Source organism: Bacillus sp. CPT56D-587-MTF, from assembly GCF_058792335.1.
The window spans coordinates 3,392,736-3,404,912 of sequence record NZ_JBYTEF010000001.1 but is presented as its reverse complement, the minus strand read 5'-3'; the positions used below and the strand labels follow the sequence as shown (position 1 = coordinate 3,404,912).

The window sequence follows — 12,177 nt, the reverse complement described above, 5'->3', positions numbered from 1 at the left end:
GTTCCTTACATATTAAAGTTTTTAGAAAGAATCATATGTAAGCATAATAAGGGAGAAAAGTTGATTTTTTATTTCTAAAAACTGTATATTGAAGAGGAATATTCCTATATACGTAAAGGAGGGCTATAAATGAAACTAATGGAACAACAACTACATGAGTTAGGTGGTTTGCGCGTACATATTATTCCGACTGATAAATATAAAACGAATACCTTTGTATTTCGTTTTAAAGCGCCTTTAAATGAGGAGACGGTGACAGAGCGTGCCCTATTGCCATACGTATTGCAAAGTGCGACAGAAAAATTACCTTCTGTAATTCGTCTTCGTCAATATTTAGAAGAATTATACGGATCTTCTTTAGCGGTAGATGTAAGTAAAAAAGGGGAAGACCATATTATCTCCATTTATGTAGACATTGCAAATGAAGTTTATTTACATGATGCACCACCGTTATTTGAAAAAGCGCTTTCTATGTTGTCAGATATTGTGTTACATCCAGCAACGGAGGGGAACGGTTTCCTATCTTCTATCGTAGAAAGTGAAAAAAGAGCACTGTTACAGAGAATTGAAGCTACTTATGATGATAAAATGCGTTATGCAAACGAGCGTTTAATTGAAGAAATGTGCAAAGTAGAACCGTATCGTTTAAGTGCAAATGGAAAAACAGAGAGTGTTATGTCTATTACAAATGAAAGTTTGTATCAATATTATCAAAAGGTGTTAGCGGAAGATGAAATGGATCTATATATTATTGGTGATATTTCAGAAAACGCCGTTGATCTTGTAAGTAAGTATTTTTCTATTTCAACTCGTCCAGTGAGAGAAAGAAATGTACTCCTTCATAGACGAAATAATGCAGAAAAAGAAGTTGTTGAAAAACAAGAATTAAAACAAAGTAAATTACACATCGGTTATCGTACATTTGTCACATATAAAGATGAAGATTATTTTGCATTGCAATTGTTCAATGGATTGTTTGGTGGCTTTTCTCATTCGAAGTTATTCGTAAATGTGCGTGAAAAAAATAGTTTAGCGTACTATGCAGCATCGCGCTTTGAAAGTCATAAAGGTTTATTATTTGTTATGTCAGGAATCGAAGCGAAAAATTATGAAAAAGCAGTTGAGATTATTAAAGAACAAATGCTTGCGATGCAAAACGGAGAGTTTTCTGAAGAAGAAATACATCAAACAAAAAGTGTCATCCAAAATCAAATATTAGAGGCAATTGATACACCACGTGGCTTTGTAGAAATGCTATATCATGGTATTATTTCAAATCGTACACGTCCAGTTGAAGAATGGCTTACAGGTATAGAAAGTGTGACGAAAGAAGAAATTGTAAAAGTTGCTAAAAATATTGAACTAGACACAATTTACTTTTTACAAGGAACGGAGGGAGAGTAAATGGAGAAAATTGTTTATGAGCAATTAAAAGAAACACTCTATTATGAAAAACTTCCTAATGGATTAGATGTATATGTTTTACCGAAACAAGGATTTAATAAAACATTTGCGACGTTTACGACGAAATATGGTTCTGTAGATAATACATTTGTACCATTAGGGAAAGAAGAAATGATTCGTGTGCCTGATGGAATTGCACATTTTCTTGAGCATAAATTATTTGAAAAAGAAGATCACGATGCTTTCCAATTGTTTAGTAAACAAGGAGCATCGGCAAATGCTTTTACATCCTTTACACGAACAGCTTACCTTTTTTCATGTACTTCAAACGTAGAACAAAATTTAAATACATTGCTAAACTTCGTGCAAGAGCCTTATTTCTCTGAAAAAACGGTTGAAAAAGAGAAGGGGATAATTGGGCAAGAAATTCAAATGTATCAAGATAACCCAGATTGGCGTTTGTACTTCGGGTTAATTGATAGCTTGTTTGTAAAACACCCAATTAAAATTGATATTGCAGGGACAATCGAATCTATTAGTAAAATTACGAAAGATTTATTGTATGAATGTTATGAAACATTTTATCATCCGAGCAATATGTTATTATTTGTTGTGGGTGCAATTGATCCAGAGAAAACAATGGATTTAGTACGTGAAAATCAAGCGAAAAAAGATTATAAAAACCAGCCAGAAATTGTGCGTTCATTTGAAGAAGAACCAAATGAGGTAAATGAAAAGAAAAAAATTATTTCAATGCCTGTGCAAACACCGAAATGTTTAGTTGGTATTAAAGCGACTAATTTAAAGGAAAAGGGGCAAGCGCTTTTAAAACAAGAAATTGCGCTTACGTTACTCTTAGATTATTTATTTGGGAAAAGTTCTGTTCATTACGAAACTTTATATAATGAAGGGCTTATTGATGATTCATTCTCGTATGACTATACAGAAGAAAATAACTTCGGTTTTGCAATGGTTGGCGGTGATACGAAACAACCTGATGAATTGGCAAATCGTTTAAAAGATATTTTATTAAAAACAGATTATGATCAATTAGATGCGGCGGCATTAGAACGAGTGAAGAAAAAGAAAATTGGTGGTTTTTTACGCTCGTTGAATTCACCAGAATATATTGCAAATCAATTTACACGATACGCGTTTAATGAATCTAGCCTATTTGACGCATTGACTGTATTAGAAGGACTAACCGTTCAAGACTTACAAGAAGTAGCGAAATTATTGTTATCAGAAGACAAAATGAGTATTTGTCAGGTGTTACCGAAAAAATAAAATTAAAAAGATACCCTCATCTTATCATTGAAAAATTGTAAGATGAGGGTATTATTTAGTTATGTGAAAATTGAACTTGTAGAGATAAGAGAGGGACTTTATGAAAAAGTATGCGTTAGTAACTGGAGGGAGCGGAGGAATTGGCTCTGCTATTTCGAAACAATTAATTCAAGATGGATATACAGTTTATGTTCATTACAATAACAGTGAAGAAAAGGTATTGGAATTGCAGAAGGCATGGGGAGAAGTTATCCCTGTTCAAGCGAATTTAGCTTCTAGTGATGGAGCAGAGCAATTGTGGGGACAAATTGAACATCCTATTGATGTTATTGTATACGCAGCTGGGAAGAGTATTTTTGGACTAGTAACAGATGTAACAAACGATGAATTGGATTATATGGTAGAACTTCAAGTGAAGAACGTATATAAATTACTTTCTATGGCACTTCCGCCTATGATCGGGAGAAGAAGTGGTAATATTGTAATTGTTTCATCTATATGGGGACAAATAGGGGCTTCTTGTGAAGTGCTTTATTCAATGGTAAAAGGGGCACAAAATTCATATGTGAAAGCTTTAGCGAAAGAAGTTTCTTTAAGTGGATTACGTGTGAATGCAGTAGCACCAGGAGCAATTGAAACGGAAATGTTAAGTGTTTTTTCTGAAGAAGATAAAATGGGAATTGCTGAAGATATACCATTAGGTAGAATAGGATTACCAGAAGAAGTAGCGAAAACAGTTTCATTCCTCGTATCACCAGGAGCGTCTTACATAACTGGACAAATTATCGGAGTGAATGGCGGTTGGCACTGCTAAAAAATTCTTACATAAAAAATGAATAGTTGCACAAATTAAGGATGATTTTATTACTCAATAGTGAGGTGCTTAATTATGTCAGTATTAGATAATTTTGATCAGTGGAAGAGCTTTTTAGGAGAACGTTTAGAGCAAGCGCAAGACAAAGGTTTAGATGGCGGTGCGGTATCAGATATGGCGTTTCGTGTTGGCGACTATCTTGCTAATGAGGTAGAAGGACGCAATGACCAAGAGAAATTATTAGCTGAGCTTTGGAAAGTTGCTGATGAACAGGAGCAACATACAATTGCAAATTTAATGGTTAAGTTCGTACAACATAAGTAAAAGTAGAGAGGAGATTCTCCTCTCTACTTTTTTTGTATAATAATTACACAGGGTAGATTATACATTTAGCTTCCCTATTAAGGTGAAATCATATAATATAGTACGTAGGTGTAAAGTAAGCAAGGGGAGTGATCTTGGATGATTGAATGGTATTTTGAATATGAAATACATAAAAACCGACCTGGCTTGCTTGGTGACGTTTCTTCGTTAATCGGTATGCTCGGCATTAATATTGTCACAATTAATGGTGTAGATAATGCACGACGTGGGTTACTTCTTATGTGTGATAATCAAGAGCAAATCTCTAGACTTGAATCAATTTTAAATACGATGGATAACATAACGGTAACGAAATATCGTCCGCCCAAGCTAAGAGATAAGCTAGCGGTTAGACATGGTAGGTACATACAACGAGATGCAGATGATAAGAAAACATTTCGATTTGTGCGTGATGAATTAGGCTTACTTGTAGACTTTATGGCAGAAATTATGAAAAAAGAAGGCCATAAACTAATTGGGATACGCGGAATGCCTCGTGTCGGAAAAACAGAATCCATTGTTGCTGCAAGTGTTTGTGCAAATAAAAGGTGGTTATTTGTATCATCTACTCTTATTAAGCAAACTGTTCGTAGTCAATTAATTGAAGATGAGTATAGCGATGACAATATTTTCATCCTAGATGGAATTGTGTCAACGAAGCGTGCTAACGAAAGACATTGGCAGCTCGTTCGTGAAATTATGAGATTGCCTGCAACGAAAGTTGTGGAACATCCTGATGTATTTGTGAGTCAGTCAGAATACACATTGGATGATTTTGATTATATTATCGAGTTGCGTAACGATTATGATGAAGAAATTCAATATAATTTAGTAGATGAAATTGAGCAAGGTACGCAAAATAATTTCTCTATGTTTGACTTTTAAAGAAATATTGAGGTGTTAGTAGTGACGGAATTGGGACAAAAGCTGAAAGAAGCAAGAGAAGCGAAAGGCTTGTCTATTGATCAGCTGCATGAGATTACAAAAATTCAAAAACGCCATTTAGTGGCAATTGAAGAAGGCAATTATGATGTATTGCCAGGAGCTTTTTATGCGCGTGCATTCATTAAACAATACGCAGATGCGGTTGGATTAAATGGAGAGGAACTGCTCGTAGAACATCAGAGTACGATACCACAATCTGAAAAGCGTGAAGTTCCACAAGTATCAACGGGACAAAAAACACAAGAAACAATGCAAAAATCTTCATCATGGCCAATTGCAGATCACATGCCGAAAATCTTAGTTGCGCTGTTAGTAATCGCAGTTGGAGTGGTAATCTGGTTTGTGTTTCAAGCGTTAACTGGAAAAGGTGATGAAAAAGTTCCGAGTGCTCAAAGTGAGAAAATTGAAGTTCAAAAAGCGAAAGATTCTCCGTTAGATACGAAGAAAGATGAAGTGAAAGCGGAAGAGCCAAAAAAAGAGGAACCAAAGAAAGAAGAACCAAAGAAAGAGGAGCAACCAGCACAACCAACTGGACAGCAAGAAGTGAAAGTAGTTGGAACAACTGGAAAGGTATCTACTTTGGAAATTCATAATAATAAAACATTAGAACTGGAATTATCGGGTAAAGGTGCGAGTTATGTAGATGTTAAAGATGATGCTGGGAATGTGATTCTAAACGCTACAGTACAAGAGGGCCAAATAGAAAAACGTGATGTATCAACATTAAAAGAAGTGCGACTTAATATTGGAAATGCAACGAATGTTGAAGTTAAACTGAATGGCCAAGTGGTCGCTTATCCATTGGATCCAGAAAAAGAACTTCACCAAAGATTGGTGATAAAAAACCAAGGGATAGAGCAACCTGCACAATAACAGTCATCGCTTCGATGACTTTTTTTCGATGAACAAATGTTTTTGATATGATGGAGGAATAGCTGTGAATTTACCAAATAAAATTACAATATCTAGAATCTTCTTAATTCCAATTTTTATGGTAATTATGTTAGCACCCTTTGATTGGGGTTCATACAAAATTGATGATGTTGATTTACCGATTCAACATTTAGTGGGGGCACTTATCTTTATCATTGCTTCAGCTACAGATTGGATTGATGGACATTACGCAAGAAAATATAATCTTGTAACGAATTTAGGGAAGTTTCTTGACCCGTTAGCTGATAAATTACTTGTTTCGGCAGCACTTATTACATTGGTAGAGATGCAATATGTACCGGCTTGGATTGTTATTGTAATTATCAGTCGTGAGTTTGCGGTAACTGGTTTACGTCTTGTACTTGCTGGAACAGGGGAAGTAGTTGCAGCAAACCAGCTAGGAAAAATTAAGACATGGACACAAATTATTGCGATTGCAGCATATTTATTACACGATGTACCTTTAAATTTAATCCATATTCCAGTTGCGGATATCTTCATATGGATTGCATTAATCTTTACTGTTATTTCAGGATGGGATTATTTCTGGAAAAATAGAGCTGCTTTTGTAAACTCAAAATAGAAGTTTATGGGGGAATTGGGATGAATGCTGAGATTATTGCGGTTGGAACTGAATTATTACTTGGACAAATTGCAAATACAAATGCCCAGTTTTTATCTGAAAAGTTAGCTTCAATCGGAATTAACGTGTACTATCATACTGTTGTTGGTGATAATAATAAGCGATTGCAAAAGGCGATTGAAGCTGCGGAAGAACGTGCTGATATACTTATTTTTACAGGTGGATTAGGACCGACAAAAGATGATTTAACGAAAGAAACGATAGCTGCTAGTTTAGATGAAGAGCTTGTGTATGATGAAAAGGCATTAGCCTTAATAAGTAATTACTTTAAGCGTACAGGCCGTGAGTTTACGGAGAATAATAAAAAGCAAGCGCTCGTTTTAAATGGAGCAACAGTATTTGCAAATGACCACGGTATGGCGCCGGGTATGGGGGTAAATAAGAACGGAAAAGTTTATATTTTATTACCAGGGCCGCCAAAAGAAATGAAACCAATGTATGTAAGTTACGTAGAGCCTTTTTTACGTAATTTTACAACAGGAGAAAACATTTATTCTCGTGTGCTTCGTTTCTTCGGCATTGGGGAGTCCCAATTAGAGGTGAAAGTTCAAGATTTAATTGATGGACAAACAAACCCAACAATTGCCCCGTTAGCAAATGATGGAGAAGTGACATTACGTTTAACCGCTAAGCATCAAAATGTTAGCGAAGCGGAGAAACTAATTCAACATGTGGAAGATTTGATTTTAGAAAGAGTAGGAGAATTTTTCTACGGATATGACCAAGAATTTTTGCATTATAAGGCAATCGAGTTATTGAAGAGAAAAGGGTTAACTTTAGCGTGTGCAGAAAGTTTAACAGGTGGTCTTTTTGGAAATCAAGTAACTGAAAACGCTGGTGTTTCTTCTGTGTTTAAAGGCGGTGTCATTTGTTATCATAATGATGTGAAGCAATATGTTTTACGTGTGCCTGAAGAAGTGTTGCATACTGATGGTGCAGTTAGTAAAGAATGTGCTCGTTATCTTGCTGAAAATGTTAAGGATGTACTAAAAGCGGATATTGGAATTAGTTTCACTGGGGTAGCAGGGCCAGATGCTTCAGAACAGAAAGAACCAGGAACAGTATTTGTTGGGCTTTCGATTAAGGATGAACCAACTGTAGTCTTTCCTCTTAATTTAAGCGGAAGTCGTCAACAAATTAGAGAACGAACAGCAAAATATGGATTTTATCATTTATATAAAAAGCTAGAAGAGATATAAGTTTCTTCTAGTTTTTTTACGGTTAAATTTAGATATTATTTGATAGAAAATAAAAAAATCGAATAAATGTTCGATTTTTGTTGGCAAATTGAATTGAAAATAGGTATAATAAGATTAGCAATTCAGTTAAGGAGGAATTTTGAATGAGTGATCGTCAAGCAGCGTTAGATATGGCGTTAAAACAAATAGAGAAGCAATTCGGTAAAGGTTCAATTATGAAATTAGGAGAACAAGCGGAGCGTAGAGTTTCTACGGTTTCTAGTGGTTCTTTAGCACTTGATGTGGCACTAGGGGTAGGCGGATATCCACGTGGCCGTATTATCGAAATTTACGGACCTGAAAGTTCAGGTAAAACGACAGTTTCATTACATGCAATTGCAGAAGTACAACGTCAAGGTGGACAAGCAGCATTCATCGATGCGGAGCACGCAATGGATCCTGTATATGCACAAAAATTAGGCGTTAACATAGATGAATTACTATTATCACAGCCTGATACAGGGGAGCAAGGATTAGAAATCGCGGAAGCACTTGTACGAAGTGGTGCGGTTGACATTATCGTAATTGACTCTGTAGCAGCTCTTGTACCGAAAGCAGAGATTGAAGGCGACATGGGTGACTCACACGTAGGTTTACAAGCACGTTTAATGTCACAAGCACTTCGTAAGCTTTCAGGAGCAATCAACAAATCAAAAACAATTGCAATCTTTATTAACCAAATTCGTGAAAAAGTTGGGGTTATGTTCGGAAACCCAGAAACAACTCCAGGTGGTCGTGCGTTGAAATTCTATTCAACTGTTCGTCTTGAAGTGCGTCGTGCGGAGCAATTAAAGCAAGGTAACGACATCGTTGGTAATAAAACAAAAGTAAAAGTAGTGAAAAATAAAGTAGCACCACCATTCCGTGTTGCTGAAGTTGATATTATGTACGGAGAAGGTATTTCAAGAGAAGGTGAAATCTTGGATATGGCTTCTGAGCTTGATATCGTTCAAAAGAGCGGTGCTTGGTATTCTTATAATGAAGAACGCCTAGGACAAGGTCGTGAAAATTCGAAGCAGTTCTTAAAAGAAAATACAGATTTAAGAGAAGAAATTGCTTTCTTTATTCGTGAGCATCACGGAATTAGTGAAGATTCTGGTGCTGAGGGCGCAGAAGATTCAACTCTTCTTGATTAAAAAAATAAAAGACACGGCCTCGTGTCTTTTATTTTTTTATCTACTATTAAGGAGCATAATACTATAGATAAAAAATATTTTTTTACTTCAAATGCGTTGTGTAAAGAGGGATATATAAATATTTTAAGTAAAAGAAATGGGAATTACTAAGGTTTTCCAGTATAGTAGGCTCCTTACTTTTAAAATTTAGGTCACATTCAAGGCTGAAGGCAAAGAAAGTAAAAGTAGACAACGCTTGACAATGAAAATTACGATAGATACAATGAGAATGTATATTTTTTCTTATATACAATATACTCTTCTCAAGAAGAGAAGTAATATTCGGAGTAAGGTTTAAATCTTACCGAAATAATAATATGACATTTTAATTGTGAAATGAAGAAAGTCCCTTAAAAAAGCGGGACGACGGTCTTTGCTGTATGTTGTAATTCAATGTACATGCCGACAGTCTTTTTTCATTCATAGCAAGGGGAGGTGAAATCATGACGAGTACAGTTTGGATACTCATCTCCATTTTGCTTGCAACAGTCGGTGCAGTTGTTGGCTTTTTTGTTCGAAAGTCTATTGCTGAAGCGAAGATTAATGGTGCGGCTAATGAAGCGAGACGTATTTTAGACGAAGCGAATCGTGATGCTGAAGCACTTAAGAAAGAAGCGCTTTTAGAAGCAAAGGATGAAATTCATACACTTCGTACAGAAGCTGAATTAGAAATTCGTGACCGTAGAAGCGAATTACAAAAACAAGAAAATCGTTTAATGCAAAAAGAAGAGAACCTTGATCGTAAAGACGAAACGCTCGATAAACGCGAGCAACAGTTAGAGAAGAAAGAGGAATCTCTTGTAGCGAGACAACAACAGATTGAAGAGTTGGAAAGCAAAGTGGGAGAGTTAGTTCAAAAGCAACAAACAGAATTAGAGCGCATTTCCAATCTGACACGCGAACAAGCGAAAGCAATTATTCTTGGTAAAGTAGAAAGTGAAGTTTCTCATGAAATCGCTGTTATGGTAAAAGAGAGTGAAGTTCGCGCGAAAGAAGAAGCGGATAAGAAAGCAAAAGAGATTTTATCTCTTGCAATGCAAAGATGTGCAGCTGATCATGTTGCTGAAACAACCGTTTCGGTTGTAAATCTTCCAAATGACGAAATGAAGGGACGTATTATCGGGCGTGAAGGTCGTAATATTCGTACGTTAGAAACGTTAACGGGTATTGACTTAATTATCGATGATACACCAGAGGCAGTAATCCTTTCTGGATTCGACCCAATTCGTCGTGAAACAGCTCGTATCGCTCTTGATAAACTAGTACAGGACGGACGTATTCACCCAGCGCGTATTGAAGAGATGGTCGAAAAATCAAGACGTGAAGTGGACGAGTATATTCGCGAAGTCGGAGAGCAAACAACGTTTGAAGTGGGTGTTCATGGATTACATCCAGATTTAATTAAAATTTTAGGTCGTTTAAAATACCGTACAAGTTATGGTCAAAACGTCTTAAAACACTCTATGGAAGTTGCATATTTAACTGGACTTATGGCGGCAGAGCTTGGCGAGGATGAAAAACTAGCAAGACGTGCAGGTCTATTACATGATATCGGAAAAGCGATTGACCATGAAGTAGAAGGAAGCCACGTTGAAATTGGTGTTGAACTTGCAACGAAATATAAAGAGCATCCTGTAGTTATAAACAGTATCGCATCTCACCATGGTGACACAGAACCAACTTCTATCATTGCAGTTTTAGTTGCAGCAGCAGATGCTTTATCAGCTGCAAGACCGGGAGCTCGTAGTGAAACACTTGAAAACTATATTCGTCGTCTTGAAAAGTTAGAAGAGATTTCAGAGTCTTATGAAGGCGTTGAAAAGTCATTTGCAATTCAAGCAGGACGTGAAGTTCGTATTTTGGTAAAACCAGATACAATCGATGACTTAGAAGCTCATCGTTTAGCTCGTGATATCCGAAAACGTATTGAAAATGAACTGGATTACCCAGGACATATTAAAGTAACTGTTATTCGTGAAACACGTGCAGTGGAATACGCAAAATAAAGTGGTGAAACACCACTTTATTTTTTTGTGTTGGAATTGGATAAAATAAAGACAGTTAGTTATATAGTATAAAAGTGAAACAAACTTATAATAAACATATTATAAGGAATTTACTTGATGCTATAGCAATAAAAAATGCAGTACATAGAAAGGGTAAGACATATGAGAATATTATTTGTTGGGGATGTAGTAGGATCTCCTGGTAGAGGTATGATTCAACAATACGTACCGGCATTAAAGAAAAAATATACACCTACAGTAACAATCATTAATGGAGAAAACGCAGCAGGTGGCCGTGGGATTACAGAAAAAATATATCGAAACTTTTTAGAATGTGGGGCGCAAGCAGTTACACTTGGAAACCACGCTTGGGATAATCGTGAAGTATTTGAATTCATCGATGATGCAAAATATCTTGCAAGACCAGCTAACTTCCCAGAAGGAACTCCAGGAAAAGGACTTATCTTTGTGAACTGTAATGGAACAGAAGTTGCAGTTATTAACTTACAAGGACGTACTTTCCTTCCTCCGATTGATTGTCCATTCCGTAAAGTGGATGAATTAATTAATATTGCGAAAAAACGTACGAATATTATCTTTGTTGACTTCCATGCGGAAACTACAAGTGAAAAACAAGCGCTAGGTTGGTATGTAGATGGACGTGCTACAGCAGTAGTAGGTACGCATACGCATGTCCCTACAGCAGATAACCGTATTTTACCAAGCGGAACGGCATACATTACAGATGTTGGAATGACAGGGCCGTATGATGGAATATTAGGTATGGATAGAGAAGCAGTATTGAAGAAGTTTTTAACAAACTTACCAGTACGATTTGAAGTAACAAATGGTAGAACGCAATTAAGTGCAGTGTTAATTGATGTGGATCCAAATACAGGAAAAGCAAAGAAAATTGAACGTATTTTAATTAATGACGATCAACCATTTTTTGAGTAAATTCCCGTTAAATTTTAGATAAGTTATTATATTTTAATTTTTTAGAAAAATTACGAAAATTTAGCAGGAATACGCGCCATTCCTCGTGAATATAAGTTAAAGTGAAATAATTGCTAATACTTTTTAAAGAAACGAGGAGGAAACGCGGAATGGAAATATTAAAAGTTAAAGCAACGTCGGTCCCTAATTCTGTAGCTGGTGCACTTGCAGGTGTTATTCGCGAACGCGGAACAGCAGAAATTCAAGCTATTGGTGCAGGTGCATTGAACCAAGCGGTAAAGGCAGTAGCAATCGCAAGAGGATTTGTAGCGCCTAGTGGTTTGGACCTGATTTGTATCCCAGCGTTTACAGATATTATGATTGATGGCGAAGAGCGTACAGCAATAAAATTAATTGTAGAACCTCGTTAAGT

At 36.2% G+C, this 12,177-nt stretch carries 12 protein-coding genes; all 12 read left to right on the top strand.

The features are described 5' to 3' along the window. Positions 1 to 129: 129 nt before the first annotated feature. A complete protein-coding gene (gene yfmF / locus AC3WVZ_RS17470) occupies positions 130 to 1,404 on the top strand; it encodes an EF-P 5-aminopentanol modification-associated protein YfmF (protein ID WP_233935209.1) in 1,275 nt (424 codons plus the stop codon). Continuing rightward, entirely contained in the window at positions 1,405 to 2,691 is a 1,287-nt protein-coding gene (gene yfmH, locus AC3WVZ_RS17465) for an EF-P 5-aminopentanol modification-associated protein YfmH (RefSeq protein ID WP_000411976.1), read from the top strand. 100 nt (positions 2,692 to 2,791) lie between these two features. After that, positions 2,792 to 3,505 carry an elongation factor P 5-aminopentanone reductase gene (gene ymfI / locus AC3WVZ_RS17460; protein ID WP_000759604.1) on the top strand — a complete coding sequence of 238 codons (714 nt, stop codon included), beginning with the start codon at positions 2,792 to 2,794 and terminating at the stop codon, positions 3,503 to 3,505. Between the two features lie 75 nt (positions 3,506 to 3,580). Continuing rightward, complete coding sequence (locus AC3WVZ_RS17455; RefSeq protein ID WP_000114450.1) at positions 3,581 to 3,829, top strand: DUF3243 domain-containing protein; 249 nt, start codon at positions 3,581 to 3,583, stop codon at positions 3,827 to 3,829. Positions 3,830 to 3,967: 138 nt separating this feature from the next. Then, complete coding sequence (locus AC3WVZ_RS17450; protein WP_000574107.1) at positions 3,968 to 4,753, top strand: DUF3388 domain-containing protein; 786 nt, start codon at positions 3,968 to 3,970, stop codon at positions 4,751 to 4,753. A 21-nt stretch (positions 4,754 to 4,774) separates the two neighbouring features. Further along, complete coding sequence (locus AC3WVZ_RS17445; RefSeq protein WP_233935207.1) at positions 4,775 to 5,686, top strand: helix-turn-helix domain-containing protein; 912 nt, start codon at positions 4,775 to 4,777, stop codon at positions 5,684 to 5,686. Positions 5,687 to 5,750: 64 nt separating this feature from the next. Next, positions 5,751 to 6,329 (top strand): CDP-diacylglycerol--glycerol-3-phosphate 3-phosphatidyltransferase, encoded by a 579-nt coding sequence (gene pgsA / locus AC3WVZ_RS17440; RefSeq protein ID WP_233935206.1) that lies wholly within the window; start codon positions 5,751 to 5,753, stop codon positions 6,327 to 6,329. Between the two features lie 20 nt (positions 6,330 to 6,349). Further along, entirely contained in the window at positions 6,350 to 7,588 is a 1,239-nt protein-coding gene (gene cinA, locus AC3WVZ_RS17435; RefSeq protein ID WP_000990690.1) for a competence/damage-inducible protein CinA, read from the top strand. A gap of 143 nt (positions 7,589 to 7,731) precedes the next feature. After that, the gene (gene recA, locus AC3WVZ_RS17430; protein ID WP_001283860.1) at positions 7,732 to 8,763 is read left to right on the top strand and encodes a recombinase RecA; all 1,032 of its coding nucleotides are present in this window, start codon (positions 7,732 to 7,734) and stop codon (positions 8,761 to 8,763) included. A gap of 482 nt (positions 8,764 to 9,245) precedes the next feature. After that, positions 9,246 to 10,808, top strand: a complete 1,563-nt coding sequence (rny, locus tag AC3WVZ_RS17425) for a ribonuclease Y (protein WP_000204911.1) — start codon at positions 9,246 to 9,248, stop codon at positions 10,806 to 10,808. 162 nt (positions 10,809 to 10,970) lie between these two features. Then, the gene (locus AC3WVZ_RS17420; protein WP_001221095.1) at positions 10,971 to 11,765 is read left to right on the top strand and encodes a TIGR00282 family metallophosphoesterase; all 795 of its coding nucleotides are present in this window, start codon (positions 10,971 to 10,973) and stop codon (positions 11,763 to 11,765) included. Between the two features lie 149 nt (positions 11,766 to 11,914). Further along, complete coding sequence (spoVS, locus tag AC3WVZ_RS17415) at positions 11,915 to 12,175, top strand: stage V sporulation protein SpoVS (RefSeq protein ID WP_000404341.1); 261 nt, start codon at positions 11,915 to 11,917, stop codon at positions 12,173 to 12,175. Positions 12,176 to 12,177: the final 2 nt, after the last annotated feature.